The sequence below is a fragment of the Amycolatopsis tolypomycina genome (assembly GCF_900105945.1).
GTDB classification, from domain to species: domain Bacteria; phylum Actinomycetota; class Actinomycetes; order Mycobacteriales; family Pseudonocardiaceae; genus Amycolatopsis; species Amycolatopsis tolypomycina.
Map to the genome: position 1 here is coordinate 118,052 of NZ_FNSO01000004.1, position 18,319 is coordinate 136,370.

The following is an 18,319-nucleotide window of genomic DNA, read 5'->3' on the forward strand; positions in this document are numbered from 1 at the left end:
TCACGCGAGAGGCAGTCGCAGGGCTCCCGGCGCCTCCGACGGCACCACAGGACTCCGAGGAGCCACCGCCGCCACGCGCTGGTACGGCGAGCCCAACGCCGGTCGCGGGTCCTCGTCCCCGTGGTTCGGCCAGAACGCCATCGCCCGCTCCGCCTGCGCCGTGATCGTCAACGACGGGTTCACGCCCAGGTTCGCCGAGATCGCCGAGCCGTCCACCACGTGCAGGCCCGGGTAGCCGTACAGGCGCTGGTACGGGTCCACCACCCCCGACGAAGGCGAGTCCCCGATCGCGCAGCCGCCGATGAAGTGGCCCGTGATCGGGATGTTCGCCATGTCCGTCCACGCGCCCTGGGGCAGCCCGCCGATCTTCGCGGCCACCCGGCGGGTCACCTCGTGGCCGGCCGGGATCCAGTCCGGTGACGGGGCTCCCGCGCCCTGGCGGGTCGTCATCCGGCGGCCGAACAGGCCGCGTTTCGTGTACGTCGTCACCGAATTGTCCAGGGTCTGCATCACCAGCAGCCCGATCATCCGCTCCGACCAGCGCCGCGGGTTGTGGATCCGCAGCAGGTCGCGGCGGGCGCGCCACAGCTCCCGCAGGCCCAGCACCCAGCGCCGCCGCCCCGGCTCCGCGTCCACCAGCACCGTCGCCAGCAGGCCCAGCAGGTTGCTGCCGCGCCCGTACCGCACCGGCTCCACGTGCGTCACCGCGTCCGGGTGGATCGACGACGTGATCGCGACGCCCCGCGAGTAGTCCGTGTCCGCCCGCAGCGACCGCGCCGCCAGCACCGCCTCGGAGTTCGTGCGGGCCAGGAGCCCGAGCCGAGGGGAAACAAGAGGCAACGTGCCCGTGTCCCGCATCCGGTGCAGTAGCCGTTGCGTTCCCAAAGAAGCAGCGGAGAACACGACCTGCGTCGCGGTGAACGTCCGGCGGGAGAAGCCGCCGGTCCGCCGCGTGTCGACCGCGTACCCGCCGGGGATCGGCCGCACCGAAACCGCCGTCGTCAGGGGGTGCACCACGGCACCCGCCCGCTCGGCCAGGTACAGGTAGTTCTTGACCGTCGTGTTCTTCGCCCCGACCCGGCACCCGGTCATGCACTCGCCGCACAGCGTGCAGGACGCCCGCGCCGGACCCGCGCCGCCGAAGAACGGGTCCACCCCGGACTGTCCGAAGTAGACGCCGACGGGCGTGCGCCGGTACGTGTGGCCGACGCCCATGTCGTCGGCCACCGAACGCAGCACCCGGTCCGCGGCCGTCGTCGCCGGGTTCTCGACCACGCCGAGCATCCGCTTCGCCTGGTCGTAGTACGGCGCCAGCTCGGCCTTCCAGTCCGTGATGTGCGCCCACTGCGGGTCGGCGTAGAAGCCGTCCGGCGGCTCGTACAGCGTGTTCGCGTACACCAGCGAACCACCCCCGACGCCGGAGCCGCTCATCACGAACGTGTTCTTCAGCAGCGTCAGGCGCTGGATGCCGAAGCAGCCCAGCGCCGGCGCCCACAGGTACTTCCGGACCCGCCACGACGTCTTCGCGAACTCGTCGTCGGCGAACCGGCGGCCGGTCTCCAGCACGCCGACGCGGTAGCCCTTCTCGGTCAGCCGCAGCGCCGTGACGCTGCCGCCGAACCCCGAACCGATCACCAGGACGTCGTAGTCCATCAGGCCACCACCCGGTAGTCGGCGACGTCGAAGCGCCGCGTCCGGCGGTCGTACTCGGTGACCAGGCCCGGCCAGTTCGTCGTCACCCGGCCGTCGGCCTGCCGGTACCAGCTCGTGCAGGCGCTCCACACGCTCCGGCCCAGCCGCCGCTGCACCTCGCGGTCGTACCGCTCCTCGACCTCCGGCCGGACGTCCACATAGGACACGCCAGGGCGCGCGAGCCGTTCCACCGCCTGCCGGATGTACCGCGCCTGCCGCTCGATCATGTAGATGATCGATCCGGCGCCGAGATTCGTGTTGGGCCCGTAGACGCAGAACAGGTTGGGGAAGCCGGGCACGGTCATGCCCAGGTACGCCCGCGCGCCGCCGGACCACTCCTCCTGCAGGGACCGCCCGCCGAGACCGCGGACGTCCAGCCGGCCGAGGAATTGCGTCGCCGCGAACCCGGTGCCGTAGATCAGGACGTCCGCCTCGATCTCCGTCCCGTCCTCGACCCGCACGCCCTTCTCGGTGATCTCGCGGATCCGCCGCGTCTCGACGTCGACGTCCGGCTCGGCCAGCGCGGGCAGGTAGTCGTTGGTGAAGAGGATCCGCTTGCAGCCCAGCGGGTACGACGGCTTGAGCTTCGCCCGCAGCTCCGGGTCCTTGATGTGGCGGCGCCGCAGCTGGGCGGTGCGCAGTTCGAACATCTTCGCCAGCACCTGGTGGCGCGTCATCGCGTAGGTGGCGTACTCGGCGAGCAGGAAGATCCGCAGCCGGCCGAGCAGCTGGGTCGGCGGCAGGTGCTCGAACAGCCAGTGCTGCCACCGCCGGTAGCTCGGGTCGGACTTCGCCATGACGTACGGCGGCGTCCGCTGGAAGACGGTGACGTGCTGGGCGCGTTTCCGCAGTTCGGGCACGAACTGAACAGCGCTGGCCCCGGTCCCGACGACGGCGACGCGCTTGCCGGTCAGGTCGACGTCGTGGTCCCACCGCGCGGAGTGGAAGGCGTCGCCGGCGAAGCTCTCGCGGTTCGGGATGTCCGGCAGCACCGGCCGCGACAGCTGCCCGACGGCGGGCACGAAGACGTTCGCCTCGAAGGTTTCCCCGGTCTTCGTCTCGACGCGCCAGAGTCCGCGCGCCTCGTCGAAGGCGGCCCCGGTGACCTCGGTCCGGTACCGGATGTGCGGCTCGAGGCCGTACTTGGCGATGACGCGCCGCAGGTAGGCGAGGATGTCGGGCTGGTGCGAGAACCGCTTCGGCCACCGCGGGTTGGGCTCGAAGGAGAAGGAGTACAGCGGCGACGGGATGTCGCACGCGGCGCCGGGAAAGGTGTTGTCCCGCCAGACGCCGCCGGGCCCGGCGGCGCTCTCCAGGATCGTGAAGTCGCCGAAGCCCGCCCGCTTGAGTTCGATCGCCGTCCCGATGCCGCCGAACCCGGTGCCCACGATCAGCACCGACGGCCCCTTCGCCGAACCAGTCATGCCGGAAAAGCTACGCACCGCACGGCTGTGACAACAGGCCACGAACGGTCACTCAATCGAGATTTCCGGCCAGCCTCACTCCGGCGGGTGGACGCGCACCTCGTGCGTCTCCGACGCCGCCTCCGCCCACTTCACCAGCTCGCCCGCCGACTTCTCCAACGCCGCCAGGTCCCGCTTCCCCAGCTTCTCGAACGGCGACAGCGAGATCGCCGCCGCCTTTCGCGTCGCCTTGATCTCCCAGAAGCCGCACACCTGGCCGTCGACCAGGAGCGTGCCCTTGACCAGGCCGTTGTGCGAGATCACGCGCTTGCGGTAGGCGTCGGAGATGACCCGCGTCCGGTCCGCGTAGGACAGGATCGTCTGGTCGAACGGCCCGAGCAGCCGCGGCGGCGCGGGGACGTCCTCGGCCGGCACCGTCAGCTCCGGCAGGTCCAGCAGCTCGCGGCCGTCCGGGCCGCGGTAGCGCCGCAGGTCCATCCCGGCCGACACCTCGCCCAGCCGGGTGATGCCCGCCCACGTCTGCACGTCCGCCACCGTGGCCGGGCCGAACGCGCGCAGGTACCGCGCAATCAGCTCCGCCGGTGCGGGCGGGGAAAGGGGAGCGCCCACCCAGTCGTCCAGGCACGCGTACGTCGTCTGGCCCGCCTTGCCCCAGATCGCCCGGGGCGGCGTCTGCACCAGCGGCAGCCGGCCGCGGGCCAGGTGCGTCAGGGAGGACGGCGGCGCGTCCCAGCTCCGCGCCAGCTCGGCGCCCAGCGCGTTCCCCGGCATCGGGCCGCGCAAAAGCAGCTCCCGGGCCGCCGAGGCCACCGCGGAGTGGTCGAGATCGGCCAGCGGGGCCGCGTGCAACGCGTTCTGCTTGAGGTCGCGGTCGTAGATCCCCTGGACCACCGGCCGCCACGCCAGCGCGTCCGCCGCCGTGACCAGGTGGACCGTGCCGCGCATCAACGCGATCCGCACCACGCGCCGGCTCTCCAGGAGCTCCACGAGCTCGGCCGGCTGGAACCCCTCGAGTCGCGCCCACAGCCCGAAGTACGGCGGGAACGGCGCCTGCGCCTGAAGCCCGGCCAGGGCCTCGATCGTGTCGAAGGCGGACATCTTCGCCCGGCGCAGCAGCAGCTGGCGCTCCAGCGTGGCGCGGTTCAGGGCTCGGGGGCTCAAGGTCTGCACGCCGTCACCCTAACGATCACCCAGGACAGTTCCGGTCCTCGATTGGACACGTTCTTCCCCCGTGATCCAGAATTCCGGCCATGGCCGAGCTCGCCGCGCCCGCCGTCGGGGACTGGGACTTCCCCCGCGGCACCGCGAGCATCGAGCTGATGACCCGGTTCGCCGCCGAGCGCGGCCTGCCCGGGCTGCTCGCCGAAACCACGCTGACCCCGGAGCTCCTCGCCGACCCGGGCGTCCAGGTCGACGCGCGCCAGGAACTGGCCGTCGTCCGGGCGCTGGCCGCGCTGGACGGCTCGGACGCGGCGGCGCTGGAGCTGGGCCGCCGCTACCGGGTCACCACGTTCGGCATCTTCGGCTTCGCCTGCATCAGCAGCCCGACATTGCGCGACGCGATGCTGTTCGCCCTCCGCTACTTCGACCTGAGCTTCGCGTTCTGCATCCCGCACGTCGTCCTCGGCACCGACCGGCTGACGCTGGAACTCGACGACAGCCGCGTGCCCGCCGACGTCGCCCGCTTCCTCGTGCTGCGCGACCTCGCCGCGATCTTCGCCGTCATGCGCGACCTGCTGCCCGAGATCGCGCTGGACGAGCTGACGTTCCGCCACGAAACGGCCACCCCGGAGCCGTACCTGGCCGCGTTCGGCGTGCTGCCGCGCTTCGGCGCCGGCGCCTGCCGGGCGACGCTCGACCCGGCGCTGCTCAACCGGCCGCTGCCGCAGGCCAACGACCAGACCGTCGCCCTGTGCGCCGCGCAGTGCGAAGCGCTCGTCACGCGGCGGAGGGAGCGCTCGGGCATTTCCCAGCAGGTCCGCGAGCGGCTGGTCCGGCTCGGCGGCGTCGACGCCGGGATGGACGAGATCGCCCGGCAGCTGACGCTCAGCACGCGCACGCTGCGCCGCCGCCTGACCGAAGCGGGCACGAGCTACCGGGCGCTGGTCGACGAGGTCCGCCAGACGCTCGCCGAAGAGCTGCTGGACACCGGCGTGCTGTCGGTCGAGGACGTGGCCTACCGGCTCGGGTACGCCGAGGCGTCGAGCTTCATCCACGCGTTCAAGCGCTGGACCGGGCTGACGCCGGCGGCGTTCGCCCGTCGCTTCCGCGCCGCTCGGCAAGCACCGCCGGGTAGGTGATCTTCAGCAGGTTGAGGATCGAATCGGTGAGGAAGGTGCGCAGCGCCGCGCGGTCGAGCGTGCCGCGGATCAGCCACTCCCGCGACGCCGCGCGCAGCATCCCGCCGAACGACCGGATCATCGCGCGCAGCTCTTCGCGGCCCTCGGTCACGCCGGTCATCAGCGCGGCCTCGAGGACCCGGTCGGCGGCGATCTCGTCGGCCTCCAGCATGATCCGCTCGATCTCGGGGTCGCGCCCGGCCGCCTCCGGCCCGATCACGGTCAGCCAGGCGTCGCGGTTGCGGTCCACGACCTCGATCCAGCGTTCGACGCCGATCGACAGCCGCTGCTCCATCGTGGTGTCCGGCAGCGCTTCGGTGACCGGCGCGGGCACGATCATCAGCTGCCGCACGACTTCCAGGTACAGCTCGCGCTTCCCGCCGAAGTAGTGGTTGATCAGCGGCCGTGCCACCCCGGCGGCCTCGGCGATGTCCGAAGTGGACACCGAGGCGTAGCTGCCCGCGCCGAAGAGGTGCCGGGCGGCGGCGAGGATCTCCGCACGCCGTTCGGCGGGTTCGAGCCGGCGGCGCCGGGGCCGGGTCCCACTGGTCATGAGCTCAGCCTCGTGGCGGATCGGCACGCTGTCAACAAGTAGTTGACCCATCGTCAAAAGAGTGACTCCGGTGGCGGGCAGGCGGTGTTTCGCGTCAACCTTTGTCGTTACGCAACCGGAACAACCCGCCGGTAACTCCGCGGGCGCCGGATGCGACGAGACGGCAGGGGGCCCGGACCGGGGGTAGGAGCAGATGAACGAAGAAGGCGCGCCGATCCGGCCGGCGGGACGCTGGGTGAGCGTCCGCCTGCAGCATCGCCACGTCAGCTTCGACGAAGGCTTCGAAGCGGACGAACCGTCACCGGACGGCGACTGCGCGGACGAAGCATCGTTGTCGTACTCGGGAATCGTGATTTCCAGTTACGACCGGGGCGAGAAGGTGTCGGAGCGCTGGATCCCGCTGGGCGTCGACCCGTCCGAAGCGGACGACGAGCGGTTGATCGGCCAGCTGCGCGAAGCGTTGCTGTGGCAGGCCGGCCGGCCCCCGCAGAACGCGGACGACTGACCCCGCTCACGGCCCACCCTCAAGCGCCCCAATGTGGCGTTGGTTGCGTCCAACGCACCGAACGCCACATTGGGTGCGTTGAGCGCACCGAACGCCACATTGGGGCGCTTGGGTTCCGGCTCACGACCCGGTGCGCAGTCCCTCGAAGGCCACCTTGCACACCGCGTCCGCCACTTCGGCCGCCGCCGAGCCGCGCCGCGGCTTGTACCACTCGATCAGCGAGTTCACCATGCCGAACACCAGGCGCGCCGTCACCGCCGGGTCGACGTCCGGGCGGATGTCGCCCTCCGCTTCGGCCTGCTTCACCAGGTCCGTCACCAGGCGGTCGAACTCGCGCCGGCGGGCCAGTGCCGCGCGCTCCACCTTCGTGTTCCCCCGCACGCGCAGCAGCAACGTCACGAACGGCAGTCGGTCCGCCAGCACCAGCACGCTGCCGCGCACCAGGTGCTCCAGCCGGTCGATCGCCCGCCCGTCCAGCTGATCGGTCGAAGCGGCCACCTCGAACAGCCCGTCCAGCGCCCGGTCCACCGCCAGCCGCAGCAGTTCCTCCTTGCTCGGCACGTGGTGGTAGATCGCCGACTTCGTGATGCCGAGCTTGCGGGAGAGGTCCTCCATGCTCGTGCCGTCGTAGCCGCGCTCGTTGAACAGCTTCACCGCCACCTGCAGCAGGGACTCCAGGTCGTAGCCGGGCCGCCCGCGCCGCGGGGTCGTCACGGCTTCTCCCGCTGGTCGACGATCCGCCGCATCTTGCCCATGGACCGCTCCAGGGTGTCCGGGTCGACGACGTCCGCCGACACCGTCACGCCGACGCCGTCCTTGACCCCGGCGACCAGCGCGTCAGCCGCCCGCGCCCGGTCGTCCGGTGAAGCGTCGTGCCGCGCCTCCACCCGCACGGTCAGGTGGTCGAGCCGCCCGCGCGTGGACCGGACGAGCTGGAAGTGCGGGCTCAGCGCGGGCGTCCGCAGCACGATCTCCTCGATCTGCGTCGGGAAGACGTTGACCCCGCGCAGGATGATGAGGTCGTCGGTGCGCCCGGTCACCTTGGCCATCCGCCGGAACGCCGGCCGCGCGGTCCCCGGGTTCAGCTCCGTCAGGTCGCGGGTGCGGTAGCGGATGATCGGCAGTGCCTGCTTGGTCAGCGACGTGAACAGCAGCTCACCGGTTTCCCCGCTGCCCAGGACCTCCTCCGAGTACGGGTCGATCACCTCGGGGTAGAAGTGGTCCTCCCAGATGTGCAGGCCGTCCTTCGTCTCGACGCACTCCTGCGCGACACCCGGCCCCATCACCTCCGACAGCCCGTAGATGTCGACGGCGTCGAGCGCGAACCGCTCCTCGATCTCCGCGCGCATCTGCTCGGTCCACGGCTCGGCGCCGAAGATGCCCACCTTGAGCGAGCTGGCACGCGGGTCGACGCCCTGGCGCTCGAACTCGTCGAGCAGTGTCAGCATGTACGACGGCGTCACCATGATGATCTCGGGCCGGAAGTCGGTGATCAGCTGCACCTGCCGCGCGGTCATCCCGCCCGACGCGGGGATCACCGTGCAGCCCAGCTTCTCCGCGCCGTAGTGCGCGCCGAGCCCGCCGGTGAACAGGCCGTAGCCGTAGGCGACGTGCACCTTGTGCCCCGGCCGGCCGCCCGCGGCGTGGATCGAACGGGCCATCACCGTCGCCCAGGTGTCGATGTCCTGCTCGGTGTACCCGACGACGGTGGCCTTGCCGGTGGTGCCGCTGGAGGCGTGGATGCGCCGGACGTCCTCCTGCGGCACGGCGAACATCCCGAACGGGTAGTTCTCGCGCAGGTCCTGCTTGGTGGTGAACGGGAACTTGGCCAGGTCGGCCAGTTCCTTGCAATCGTCCGGGTGGACGCCGGCTTCGTCGAACTTGCGCGTGTACGCGGGGACGTTCGCGTAGGCGTGCCGCAGTGTCCACTGCAGACGTTCCAGCTGGAGGGCGGCCAGCTCGTCCGCGCTGATGTCCGTCTCGATCATGCTCGGTCCCGTTTCGCGGAGAGGACGCGGCTGCGGCCGCGGAATTCGGCGACGACCTCGGGCCCGCCGGGGGTTTCCCGGTGCACTGTGACGTCGTAGATGCCGTTGCGGCCGTAGCGGGTGCGCTCGGTGGCCGTCGCGACGAGGTGGTCGCCGAGCCGGCCGGCCGCGACGAAGGAGATTTCGGCGCCCGCCGCGACCGTCACCGGGCCGTGGGTGTTGCAGGCGCAGGCGAAGGTCGTGTCGGCGAGCAGGAAGACGTAGCCGCCGTGGGCGATGTCGTGGCCGTTGACCATCGCGCGCGTGATCGTCATGGTCGCGACGGCGTGGCCGTCGCTCGCTTCGACCAGCTCGATGCCCAGCGCGCGCGACGCCTCGTCGGCGGCGAACATGGTGTGCGCGGCGTTGGTCATGCACTCTCCGAACGGACTTACCGAATGGACGGTCACCTCGCGGTGCCGCTCAGTAAAGGCAGCGGCCGGGGCCGGTGTCAAGCGCGTGGCCTTCCGATCTTCGGCGTCGGCGGCTACCATGCGATTAACTGAACGTCCGGTAGGTAATTCGGCGAGAGGGACCTGATGGCATTGCTGCGCAGCTACGTCTCCGGGAGCTGGCACACGGCGGCGGACGAGGGCGTCCCGCTGCACGACGCGGCCACCGGCGAGGAGGTCGCCCGGATCTCGTCGAACGGGGTCGACTTCGCGGCCGCCCTCGAGTACGGCCGCACGGTCGGCGGCCCGGCCCTGCGGGAGCTGACGTTCCACCAGCGTGCGGCGCTGCTCAAGGCCCTGGCGTCCCACCTGCGCGAGCACCGCGACGAGCTGTACGCACTCTCCGCGCGCACCGGCGCCACCCTCGGTGACTCCAAGTTCGACATCGACGGCGGCATCGGCGTGCTGTTCAGCTACGCCTCCAAGGGCAAGCGCGAGCTGCCGAACGACACCGTCTACGTCGAGGGCAACGTCGAACCGCTCAGCCGCGGCGGCACGTTCGTCGCCCAGCACATCGCGACGCCGCTGCGGGGCGTCGCCGTCCAGATCAACGCCTTCAACTTCCCGGTCTGGGGGCCGCTGGAGAAGTTCGCGCCCGCGTTCCTCGCCGGCGTCCCGAGCCTGGTCAAGCCGGCCAGCCAGACCGCCTACCTGACCGCCCGCGTGGTCGAGCTGATCATCGAGTCCGGGATCCTGCCCGAGGGCTCGCTGCAGTTCGTGGCCGGCAGCGCCGGCGACCTCCTCGACCACGTCACCGCGCAGGACCTCGTGTCGTTCACCGGCTCGGCGTCGACCGCCCAGAAGCTGCGGGCGCACCCGGTGATCATCCGCAACGCCGTCCGCTTCAACGCCGAGGCCGACTCGCTGAACTGCTCGATCCTCGGCCCGGACGCCGTGCGCGGGACCACGGAGTTCGACCTGTTCGTCAAGCAGCTCGTCACCGAGATGACGGTCAAGGCCGGCCAGAAGTGCACCGCGATCCGCCGCGCGTTCGTGCCCGCCGAGCTGCTCGACGACGTCGCTTCCGCCGCGTCCGAGCGGCTCGCGAAGGTGACCGTCGGCAACCCGGCGTCCGAAGGCGTCCGGATGGGCGCGCTGGCCAGCCTGGAGCAGCGCGAGGAGGTCCGGCGGTCGCTGAAGGCGCTGCTGGACGCCGGGAGCGTCGTGTTCGGCGACCCGGAAAATGTCACCGTGGTCGACGCCGACGCCGAGCGTGGCGCCTTCATCTCGCCGGTCCTGCTCAAGGCCGACCCCGAGCGTTCCGAGCCGCACGAGGTCGAGGCGTTCGGCCCGGTCTCGACGCTGATGCCGTACACGTCCACCGAGCAGGTCGTCGAGTTCGCCGCGCGCGGCGGCGGCAGCCTGGCCGGGTCCGTCGTGTCGGCGGACAAGGAGTTCGTGCGCGCGGTCGTGCTCGGCGCGGCGCCGTTCCACGGCCGCCTGCTGGTGCTCGACGCCGAAGACGCGAAGGAGTCCACCGGGCACGGTTCGCCGATGCCGCAGCTGGTCCACGGCGGCCCGGGCCGCGCGGGCGGCGGCGAGGAGATGGGCGGCGTCCGCGGCGTGCTGCACCACATGCAGCGCACGGCCGTGCAGGGCTCGCCCGCCGTGCTCTCCGCGGTGACCGGCCGCTGGGTGGCCGGCGCGCCGCGCACCGAAGGCGTCCACCCGTTCCGCAAGTCCCTGGCCGAGCTGCGCATCGGCGACTCGGTGGTGGCCGGGCCGCGGGTCGTCTCCCAGGAGGACGTCGACCACTTCGCCGAGTTCACCGGCGACACGTTCTACGCGCACACCGACCCCGAGGCGGCGGCCGCGAACCCGCTCTTCGGCGGGATCGTCGCGCACGGCTACCTGGTCGTCTCGTTCGCCGCGGGCCTGTTCGTCTCGCCCGAGCCCGGTCCGGTGCTGGCCAACTACGGCCTGGAGAACCTCCGGTTCCTCACGCCGGTCAAGGTCGGCGACTCGCTGACCGTGACGCTCACCGCGAAGCAGATCACCCCGCGGATCGACCAGGACTACGGCGAGGTCCGCTGGGACGCCGACGTCACCAACGCCGAGGGCGAGTCCGTGGCGAAGTACGACGTCCTGACCCTGGTGTCGAAGGAGCAGCCGTGACAGCCACTGTTTCGCTCGAAGAGCAGTTCGAGCACACGATCGAGCGCGACCAGCGGATCGAGCCGCGCGACTGGGTGCCCGACGGCTACCGCAAGACGATGATCCGGCAGATCGCGCAGCACGCGCACTCGGAGATCATCGGCATGCAGCCGGAGGGCAACTGGATCACGCGGGCGCCGTCGCTGCGGCGCAAGGCGATCCTGCTGGCCAAGGTGCAGGACGAAGCCGGCCACGGCCTCTACCTGTACTCGGCGGCGGCGACGCTGGGCGCGGACCGGGCGGACCTCACCGACAAGCTCATCAACGGCAGGCAGAAGTACTCGTCGATCTTCAACTACCCGACGCTGACCTTCGCCGACGTCGGCGTGATCGGCTGGCTGGTCGACGGCGCGGCGATCTGCAACCAGGTGCCGCTGTGCCGGTCTTCGTACGGGCCGTACGCGCGGGCGATGATCCGGATCTGCAAGGAGGAGTCCTTCCACCAGCGGCAGGGCTACGAGCTGCTGATGACCATGATGAAGGGCACCGACCAGCAGCGGGAGATGGTCCAGGAGGCCGTGAACCGCTGGTGGTGGCCGTCGCTGATGATGTTCGGGCCGCCGGACGCCGATTCGCCGAACACCGCGCAGTCCATGGCGTGGAAGGTCAAGCGGCACACCAACGACGAGCTGCGGCAGCGGTTCGTGGACATGTCGGTGCCGCAGGCTTCGGCGCTGGGGGTCACCTTCCCGGACCCGGAGCTGCGCTGGAATCCCGAGCGTGGCCACTACGACTTCGGCGCGGTCGACTGGGACGAGTTCAAGAACGTGCTGAAGGGCAACGGCCCGTGCAACGCGCAGCGGATCGCGCACCGGCGTCGGGCCCATGAAGACGGCGCGTGGGTGCGAGAAGCCGCCGTCGCACACGCAGCGAAGAAGGAGCACAAGTGACCGACCTGACGGCCGAAGGCGGCCACGGCGCCGTCCCGCTCGAAGGCGTCCCCGCCGCGCCGGGCCCGGTGAAGCACGACTGGCCGCTGTACGAGGTGTTCGTCCGCGGCAAGCGCGGCCTGAACCACGTGCACGTCGGCTCGCTGCACGCGGCCGACGACCAGATGGCCCTGCACCACGCCCGCGACCTCTACACGCGGCGCAACGAAGGCGTGTCGATCTGGGTCGTGCGCGCGGCCGACATCACGGCGTCGTCGCCGGACGAGAAGGACCCGTTCTTCGCGCCCAGCGGCGACAAGGTCTACCGGCACCCGACGTTCTACGACATCCCCGAGGAGGTGCCGCACATATGAGTTTCGACAACGTGTACGAGGCCATCACCGAGGAGAACGACGCCCGCTGGGCGTTCGGCACCGGCTTCGAGGACCCACTGTCCGGAGTGGACACTTCGGTGCCGTCCGGGGTCGACGCCGCCGCCCTGGCGGCCTACTGCCTGATGCTGGGCGACGACGCGCTGATCTTCTCCCACCGGCTCCAGGAGTGGTGCACCAACGCCCCCGAGCTGGAGGACGAGGTCGCCATCGCGAACATCGCCCTCGACCTGCTGGGCCAGGCACGGCTGCTGCTGGCCCGCGCCGGCAAGGCCGACGGCTCCGCGCGCACGGAGGACTCGCTGGCGTTCTTCCGCGCCGAGCACGAGTTTCGCAACGTCCGCCTCGCGGAGCTGGGCGGCGGCCACTTCGGGCACCTGATCGCGCGCCTGTTCGTGTACTCGACGTGGCGGCTGGCGCTGTTCCAGCGGCTGGAATCTTCGGTGGACCCGGTGCTGGCGGCCATCGCGGACAAGGGCGTCAAGGAGCTGACCTACCACCGCGACTACGCGGCCCAGTGGCTGGTCCGCCTCGGCGACGGGACACCGCTGTCGCACTCGCGCATGCAGGAGGGCTTGGACGAGGTCTGGCCGTACGTGGGGGAGCTGTTCCGGACGCACCCGGTGGAGTTCGTCGACGCGGCTTCGCTGCGCCCGGAGTTCGACGCGGTGCTGGACCAGGCTCTCACGGCGGCGACGCTGGTGCGGCCTTCGTCCGGTGAGCTGGCCGGCGTGTCGGGCCGGACGGGCCGCGACGGCGTCCACACCGAGTCGTTCGGGTTCCTGCTGGCGGAGCTGCAGAGCGTCGCCCGGGCCATGCCGGACGCGAAATGGTGACCGCCGCGGCCGTGGCCGCCACGGTCACCGACCCCGAGCTGCCGATGCTGACGCTGGCGGACCTGGGCGTGCTGCGCTCGGTGTCGGAGTCCGAGGGCCGCGTGGTCGTCGCGATCACGCCGACGTACACGGGCTGCCCGGCGATGGACACCATGCGCGACGACCTGGAGCACGCGCTGGTTTCGGCGGGCTACGCGGACGTCGAGATCCGGACGCAGCTGTCGCCGGCGTGGACGTCGGATTGGATTTCGGCGGTGGGGCGGCAGAAGCTGGCCGCGGCCGGGATCGCACCCCCGGGTGCGGCGCCGCGGCGCTCGGGCCCGATCCCGCTGACGCTGTCCGCGCCGGTGTCGCGGGTCTCTTGCCCGCATTGCGGTTCCGCGGACACCGAGGAGCAGTCCCGGTTCGGCGCGACGGCGTGCAAGGCGCTGCGGCGCTGCCGCGCGTGCCAGGAGCCCTTCGAACACGTCAAGGAGATCTGAGGTGGCGCGGTTCAACGCACTGAAGGTGGCCGGGGTCGAGCGGCTGTGCGACGACGCGGTCGCGGTGACGTTCGACGTGCCTTCGGCGCTGGCCTCGGAGTACGCGTTCAAACCGGGCCAGTCCCTGACGCTGCGGCGCTCGATCGACGGCCGTGACGAGCGCCGGTCGTACTCGATCTGCGCCCCGGCGGGCGCGGCCCCGCGGGTGGGCGTCCGCCTGGTCCCGGACGGGTTCTTCTCGTCGTGGCTGGTCAACGAGGTCCGCCCGGGCGACACGATCGAGGTCGCCCCGCCCACGGGTTCGTTCACCCCGGACCTCTCGGCGGGCGGCCACCACGTCCTGATCGCGGCGGGCTCGGGCATCACCCCGGTGCTGTCGATCGTGTCGTCGCTGCTGAAGTCGTCGACGGCCACGGTGACGGTGCTGTACGGCAACCGCCGCACGGACACGGTGATGTTCGCGGACGAGCTGGCGGACCTGAAGGACAGCGCACCGTCGCGGCTGGAGCTGATCCACGTGCTGTCGCGCGAGCCCCGCGAGGCGGAGCTGTTCACGGGCCGCCTGGACGTCCCGAAGCTGCGCACGCTGTTCTCGACGTTGGTGCCGGTTTCTTCGGTGGATCACTGGTGGCTGTGCGGCCCGTTCGAAATGGTGTCGGGCGCGCAGGAGCTGCTGGCGTCGCTGGACGTGCCTTCGTCTCGGATCCATCAGGAACTGTTCTACGTGGACACCCCACCGGCCCCGCTGGAGCACCTCGACCCGGAGGTGGCGGGCGAGTCATCGGAGGTGTCGGTCGTCCTGGACGGCCGTTCGACGCCGATGACACTGCCGCGCACGACGTCGGTCCTGGACGGCGCCCAGAAGTTCCGCCCGGACCTGCCGTTCGCCTGCAAGGGCGGAGTGTGCGGCACGTGCCGGGCTCGCGTGACGGAGGGCAAGGTGGACCTGCGGCGCAACTTCGCCCTGGAGCAGGCCGAGGTCGACGCGGGATTCGTGCTGACGTGCCAGTCGTACCCGGTCTCGGAGACGCTCACGGTCGACTTCGACGCCTGAGCTACCCGAGCCGCTCGTCGGCCTCGTCGGCGTCCGCGAAGCCCCACGCGCGGGCCAGGCGGGTCAACGCGCGAGCGGCCCAGGCGCGCCGCTTGGTGCGGCGGAGCCCGATCGGGGCCACCACGGTCACCGCACCCTCCGGGCCCGGCTGCCCCGCCGCCTCGCCGAACGCCGAGAGGTCGGCAACGGCAGGCAGGCTGCCGTCCGCCTTGACCTGCAGTTCCACCGTCGGGGGCGCCAGCAGCGTGGCGCGCTCGGGATCGGGGACGAGCGCGCCGGGCACCACGACGGTCGCGGTGTGCCACGCCGCCGTCCACAGAGCCACGATCTCGTTCGCCGTGATCCGGAGGTCGGCGGTGTTCCGGCCCGGCCGCGCCGAGGCCCACGCCGCGAAGTTCGCCTGGAACTCGACGGAAACCGTGACCGCTGCCGTGCGGTCGCCAGGAAGCAGGATGCGGGCGACCGCACGGACGGCCGTGTCCCCGCCGGCCGGGTTCCGCAAGGAGTAGTCGTACCGGGCGTCCCGTCCGCTCGCCCGTTCCCACCGGGCCGGCGCGGTCCGGGCCCGCCGCAGCAGGGACAAGGCCGGGAGCAGCGTGCTGATCGGGGCGTCCGGGAGCGCCGCTTCGATCAGCTCGCGGACCTGAGGGGTGATCACGACGTCGTCGTCGAACTGCCACGGCAGCGTGGCGACGGCGCGCACCGTCAGATCCGCCGGCCCGGCCACCGGGAGCCGCAGGGCTTCCCGGGCGTTCCCGCTCAGCCGGGATTTGGGTAGCCACCGCGCCGGCTGTGATGCGGGGTCGCGGTGCAGGATGCCCATCCGCCAGGTTCCGCCGTCGAGGTCGACCGTGCGGGCGGCGGCATCGAGGTGGTCCGAGGTGGGAAACCCGGGGCCGGCGGGGAAGCCCGGCAGGGCCGCGAGGTCGTCCCAGATCGGCCCGGCGACCACCACGGCCCGCTTGCCGGCGACGGAGCAGATCACGGCGCCGCCGGTGAGGTGCTGGACGAAGCCGGGGCCCGCGGGGTAGGCCCGGCCGGCCGGCGCGCCCAGGCGGCCTCCGGCTCGGCCCAGCCGACCTGCGGCTCGGTGGAAGGCGTTCTCGAACGCCCGCTCGGTCCACCGGTCGGCCCCTTCGCCGATCCGGATGTCCGGCGTGGCGGGAACCGTCACGGATCCGGCGTTGCCCACCTGGATCACGACGCCGCTGACGTTGCCGGTCACCACGTTCCGGACGGCCGGGGGCGGCTGCGGCGGCGGGACGTGCGGCGGGACCTGCTTCGGGCTCAGCACCGGAACCGCACCCAGCGGCCGCCGGACGAATTCGGGCTGGTTGGTCAGCATGCGCAGGAGCTTTTCGGCGCCTTCGACGGTGAAGTCCGTGACCGTGTACACCGTCGAGGTGGCCGGGGCCAGGAAGTCCGGCACGTCGTCCGGGCCGCGGCCGGGCAGCAGGACGGGCACGAACCGGTTCAGCGCGTTCCGGTCGGCGTAGAACGCCTCGCGGATCAGCCGGGCTTCCCACTGCACGCCGCGTTCCTCGTGCGCGCTCCCGCGGCCCTCGGCTCCGCGGCGGTAGGCGGGGGAGGCGATCACCAGGACGTGGTCGGCTTCCCGGATCTGCCCGGCCACCCACAACGCCCGGTCCCGGCGCTCGTGGGCCTCGCTCAGATCGATCTCGGCGTCGACACCGCAGGACCGCAGGAACTCCCAGAGCCGCAGCACGGACTCCTGGTGGGACGGGTCGCCCGGCTCCTCGGCGTAGGAGAGGAACGCTCGGGTCACGCCGCGCCACCCGCCCGGTACAGCGCATCGGCTCCGGCCACGCGTACCTCCCCACCTCGTCCCGCGAGGGAAAGGAGTCTACCGACTCGGGGGACGGCGGTCAGAGCTTGCGGCGCCGGCGCCGCCGGGGCCGCGGTTCGGCCGCCGGGTCCTCCGGCGCCTCTTCCCGGGCCGCCGGGTCGGCCAGGCCGAGCATCTCCGCCGCCAGTTGCTGGGAACTTGCGAACATGCCCGTCGGGGCCTCGGCCGCCCGGCGCAGGGCCGCCGGGCGGAGGCGGTTGTAGCCGCGGACCGTCACCGGTCTGCGGGCGCGCAGCTCGTACGCCTTCTCCTCCGCCAGCTCCGCGGCCAGCTCGCGGTCGACCAGGATCGTGCCGGGGCGGGCCACCGATGTCAGCCGGGCCGCGAGGTTGACCACCGAGCCGTACACGTCGCCGAAGCGTGACAGGATGCGGCCCGAGGCCATGCCCGCGCGGACCGCCGGCAGGCTCTCGTCCGCCGACGTGCGCTCGGTCAGCGTCAGGGCTATCTCCGCCGCGTCGGTCGGCGAGTCCGCCACGAACAGGACCTCGTCGCCGATCATCTTCACCACGCGGCCGTGGTGCTCGGCGATCACCTCCGTGGCCAGCGTCTCGAACGCGTCGAGCACGCGGCTGAGCTCGTCCTCGCCGATCTGGCGGGTCAGCCTCGTGTAGCCGACCATGTCCACGAACCCGACGACCTCGGTGCGGGTTTCCAGGTGCTCGTCCGGGGCCGCGAACGCCCGCCCCGCGTACGCCGCCAGGTGCCGGCGCCAGACGAAGTTCTGCACCTGCTCCAGCTCCGGCAGCAACCGGTCGACCAGCCGGGTCACCTGGCGCTCGCTGCGGCCAAGCTCCGGCTGCTCCCTGATCAGCTGCCACAGCATGTCGACCTGCCATTCGGCCAGCCGCGACAGGTGCTGGCCGAGCGCGCGCGTCACCGACACCTCGATGCTCGGGTCGATCAGCCCCGACTGCACCAGCTGGTCCGCGGTCCGCATGGCCTCGACGTCCGCGTCGGTGAAGACGACCTCGTCGTCGTGCACGGTCGCGAACCCCAGCGCGCGCCAGAGCCGGCGTGACCGCTCTTCGGGCACGCCGGCCTTCTCCGCCACTTCCAGGCGGGTGTACTTCCGCCTGCCGCCGAGCAGGACGCGTTCGAGCCGCTGCTGAAGTTCCTCGCTCGACTCGGCCACGTCAGGTCGTGTGGACGATCAGCACGTCCACGCCGGACTTCCGCGCCACCTCCGACGGCACCGAGCCGAGGATCCGGCCGGCGATCGTGTTCAGCCCGCGGTTGCCGACCACCAGCAGGTCGGCCTCGCGCTCCTTGACCACCTTGCGCAGCGAGTCGACCGGGTCGCCCTTCACGGCGACCGTGTCGATCTTCTCCGCGCCCGCGCGCGCCGCCCGGTCCCGCGCCGACTGCAGCGTGTCTTCGGCCGGTGCCGAACCCACGACCTGGTACGCCTCCTCGCCGAGGGCGTCCTGGGCCTTCTCGACGTCGGACTGGCTCGCCGGGTAGTACGCACACGCGATGACGAGCGTGGCGCCCGCGTCGCCGGCCACTGCCGCCGCGCGGTCCACCGCCGCGAACGAGGACTCCGAGCCGTCCGTGCCCACCACCACGGTCCGATATGCCGCACCCATGCGCAAAACCTCCAGGTGATCCCGCGTGAGCAGGGACGATAGCCGGTCGGTACCGACCGCGCAGGCTCGTCCGCGCCCGTGTCG

The 18,319-nt window shown here is 71.7% G+C and carries 18 protein-coding genes; 8 read left to right on the forward strand and 10 right to left on the reverse strand.

Annotated elements, in window-relative coordinates; all coding sequences use genetic code 11:
• From BLW76_RS11165 to BLW76_RS11175, 3 genes are all read right to left on the reverse strand, one after another.
• Entirely contained in the window at nucleotides 1-1,653 is a 1,653-nt protein-coding gene (locus BLW76_RS11165) for a GMC family oxidoreductase (RefSeq protein WP_091306068.1), read from the reverse strand.
• Nucleotides 1,653-3,116 (reverse strand): flavin-containing monooxygenase, encoded by a 1,464-nt coding sequence (locus tag BLW76_RS11170; protein WP_091306069.1) that lies wholly within the window; start codon nucleotides 3,114-3,116, stop codon nucleotides 1,653-1,655. The genes BLW76_RS11165 and BLW76_RS11170 overlap by 1 nt, the downstream gene beginning before the upstream one ends.
• A gap of 75 nt (nucleotides 3,117-3,191) precedes the next feature.
• On the reverse strand, nucleotides 3,192-4,286 hold the full coding sequence (locus tag BLW76_RS11175) for a winged helix DNA-binding domain-containing protein (protein WP_091306070.1): 1,095 nt from the start codon (nucleotides 4,284-4,286) through the stop codon (nucleotides 3,192-3,194).
• Nucleotides 4,287-4,366: 80 nt separating this feature from the next.
• On the opposite strand from BLW76_RS11175, the gene BLW76_RS11180 reads away from it, so the two are divergent.
• A complete protein-coding gene (locus tag BLW76_RS11180; protein WP_091306071.1) occupies nucleotides 4,367-5,416 on the forward strand; it encodes an AraC family transcriptional regulator in 1,050 nt (349 codons plus the stop codon).
• On the opposite strand, the gene BLW76_RS11185 is transcribed toward BLW76_RS11180, so the two are convergent.
• Nucleotides 5,337-6,008 (reverse strand): TetR/AcrR family transcriptional regulator, encoded by a 672-nt coding sequence (locus BLW76_RS11185; protein ID WP_091319291.1) that lies wholly within the window; start codon nucleotides 6,006-6,008, stop codon nucleotides 5,337-5,339. The genes BLW76_RS11180 and BLW76_RS11185 overlap by 80 nt on opposite strands.
• 193 nt (nucleotides 6,009-6,201) lie before the next feature.
• On the opposite strand from BLW76_RS11185, the gene BLW76_RS11190 reads away from it, so the two are divergent.
• On the forward strand, nucleotides 6,202-6,513 hold the full coding sequence (locus tag BLW76_RS11190; protein ID WP_091306072.1) for a hypothetical protein: 312 nt from the start codon (nucleotides 6,202-6,204) through the stop codon (nucleotides 6,511-6,513).
• Nucleotides 6,514-6,633: 120 nt separating this feature from the next.
• Here the strand turns inward: BLW76_RS11190 and BLW76_RS11195 are convergent, their stop codons facing one another.
• The 3 genes from BLW76_RS11195 to paaI are packed head-to-tail and all read right to left on the reverse strand — an operon-like array spanning nucleotide 6,634 to nucleotide 8,914.
• Nucleotides 6,634-7,227 carry a TetR/AcrR family transcriptional regulator gene (locus BLW76_RS11195; RefSeq protein WP_091306073.1) on the reverse strand — a complete coding sequence of 198 codons (594 nt, stop codon included), beginning with the start codon at nucleotides 7,225-7,227 and terminating at the stop codon, nucleotides 6,634-6,636.
• The gene (gene paaK / locus BLW76_RS11200; RefSeq protein WP_091306074.1) at nucleotides 7,224-8,501 is read right to left on the reverse strand and encodes a phenylacetate--CoA ligase PaaK; all 1,278 of its coding nucleotides are present in this window, start codon (nucleotides 8,499-8,501) and stop codon (nucleotides 7,224-7,226) included. The genes BLW76_RS11195 and paaK overlap by 4 nt, the downstream gene beginning before the upstream one ends.
• Complete coding sequence (gene paaI, locus BLW76_RS11205; RefSeq protein WP_091306075.1) at nucleotides 8,498-8,914, reverse strand: hydroxyphenylacetyl-CoA thioesterase PaaI; 417 nt, start codon at nucleotides 8,912-8,914, stop codon at nucleotides 8,498-8,500. The genes paaK and paaI overlap by 4 nt, the downstream gene beginning before the upstream one ends.
• A 165-nt stretch (nucleotides 8,915-9,079) precedes the next feature.
• Here paaI and paaZ point away from each other — a divergent pair, with 165 nt between their 5' ends.
• From paaZ to paaE, 6 genes are all read left to right on the forward strand, one after another.
• Entirely contained in the window at nucleotides 9,080-11,107 is a 2,028-nt protein-coding gene (gene paaZ, locus BLW76_RS11210; protein ID WP_091306076.1) for a phenylacetic acid degradation bifunctional protein PaaZ, read from the forward strand.
• The gene (gene paaA / locus BLW76_RS11215; protein ID WP_091306077.1) at nucleotides 11,104-12,036 is read left to right on the forward strand and encodes a 1,2-phenylacetyl-CoA epoxidase subunit PaaA; all 933 of its coding nucleotides are present in this window, start codon (nucleotides 11,104-11,106) and stop codon (nucleotides 12,034-12,036) included. Before paaZ ends, paaA begins: the two co-directional genes overlap by 4 nt.
• 68 nt (nucleotides 12,037-12,104) lie before the next feature.
• On the forward strand, nucleotides 12,105-12,389 hold the full coding sequence (paaB, locus tag BLW76_RS11220) for a 1,2-phenylacetyl-CoA epoxidase subunit PaaB (protein ID WP_167384962.1): 285 nt from the start codon (nucleotides 12,105-12,107) through the stop codon (nucleotides 12,387-12,389).
• Nucleotides 12,386-13,243 carry a 1,2-phenylacetyl-CoA epoxidase subunit PaaC gene (gene paaC, locus BLW76_RS11225; RefSeq protein WP_091306081.1) on the forward strand — a complete coding sequence of 286 codons (858 nt, stop codon included), beginning with the start codon at nucleotides 12,386-12,388 and terminating at the stop codon, nucleotides 13,241-13,243. The genes paaB and paaC overlap by 4 nt, the downstream gene beginning before the upstream one ends.
• Entirely contained in the window at nucleotides 13,237-13,725 is a 489-nt protein-coding gene (paaD, locus tag BLW76_RS11230; protein ID WP_091306083.1) for a 1,2-phenylacetyl-CoA epoxidase subunit PaaD, read from the forward strand. Before paaC ends, paaD begins: the two co-directional genes overlap by 7 nt.
• A 1-nt stretch (nucleotide 13,726) precedes the next feature.
• The gene (gene paaE / locus BLW76_RS11235; RefSeq protein WP_091306085.1) at nucleotides 13,727-14,779 is read left to right on the forward strand and encodes a 1,2-phenylacetyl-CoA epoxidase subunit PaaE; all 1,053 of its coding nucleotides are present in this window, start codon (nucleotides 13,727-13,729) and stop codon (nucleotides 14,777-14,779) included.
• Between the two features lies 1 nt (nucleotide 14,780).
• Here the strand turns inward: paaE and BLW76_RS11240 are convergent, their stop codons facing one another.
• The 3 genes from BLW76_RS11240 to BLW76_RS11250 form a co-directional block, all read right to left on the reverse strand.
• The gene (locus BLW76_RS11240) at nucleotides 14,781-16,565 is read right to left on the reverse strand and encodes an SEFIR domain-containing protein (protein WP_091306087.1); all 1,785 of its coding nucleotides are present in this window, start codon (nucleotides 16,563-16,565) and stop codon (nucleotides 14,781-14,783) included.
• A gap of 100 nt (nucleotides 16,566-16,665) precedes the next feature.
• A complete protein-coding gene (locus BLW76_RS11245; RefSeq protein WP_091306089.1) occupies nucleotides 16,666-17,781 on the reverse strand; it encodes an adenylate/guanylate cyclase domain-containing protein in 1,116 nt (371 codons plus the stop codon).
• Nucleotide 17,782: 1 nt separating this feature from the next.
• Nucleotides 17,783-18,235 (reverse strand): universal stress protein, encoded by a 453-nt coding sequence (locus tag BLW76_RS11250; RefSeq protein WP_091306092.1) that lies wholly within the window; start codon nucleotides 18,233-18,235, stop codon nucleotides 17,783-17,785.
• Between the last annotated feature and the right edge of the window lie 84 nt (nucleotides 18,236-18,319).

Excerpts from the sequence above, each read along its gene's own strand:
- paaD (WP_091306083.1), top strand. The coding sequence starts at position 13,237 with ATGGTGACCGCCGCGGCCGTGGCCGCCACGGTCACCGACCCCGAGCTG.
- paaC (WP_091306081.1), top strand. The coding sequence starts at position 12,386 with ATGAGTTTCGACAACGTGTACGAGGCCATCACCGAGGAGAACGACGCC.
- BLW76_RS11165 (WP_091306068.1), bottom strand. The coding sequence starts at position 1,653 with ATGGACTACGACGTCCTGGTGATCGGTTCGGGGTTCGGCGGCAGCGTC.
- paaK (WP_091306074.1), bottom strand. The coding sequence starts at position 8,501 with ATGATCGAGACGGACATCAGCGCGGACGAGCTGGCCGCCCTCCAGCTG.
- BLW76_RS11250 (WP_091306092.1), bottom strand. The coding sequence starts at position 18,235 with ATGGGTGCGGCATATCGGACCGTGGTGGTGGGCACGGACGGCTCGGAG.
- BLW76_RS11190 (WP_091306072.1), top strand. The coding sequence starts at position 6,202 with ATGAACGAAGAAGGCGCGCCGATCCGGCCGGCGGGACGCTGGGTGAGC.
- paaI (WP_091306075.1), bottom strand. The coding sequence starts at position 8,914 with ATGACCAACGCCGCGCACACCATGTTCGCCGCCGACGAGGCGTCGCGC.
- BLW76_RS11185 (WP_091319291.1), bottom strand. The coding sequence starts at position 6,008 with ATGACCAGTGGGACCCGGCCCCGGCGCCGCCGGCTCGAACCCGCCGAA.
- BLW76_RS11180 (WP_091306071.1), top strand. The coding sequence starts at position 4,367 with ATGGCCGAGCTCGCCGCGCCCGCCGTCGGGGACTGGGACTTCCCCCGC.
- paaZ (WP_091306076.1), top strand. The coding sequence starts at position 9,080 with ATGGCATTGCTGCGCAGCTACGTCTCCGGGAGCTGGCACACGGCGGCG.
- BLW76_RS11170 (WP_091306069.1), bottom strand. The coding sequence starts at position 3,116 with ATGACTGGTTCGGCGAAGGGGCCGTCGGTGCTGATCGTGGGCACCGGG.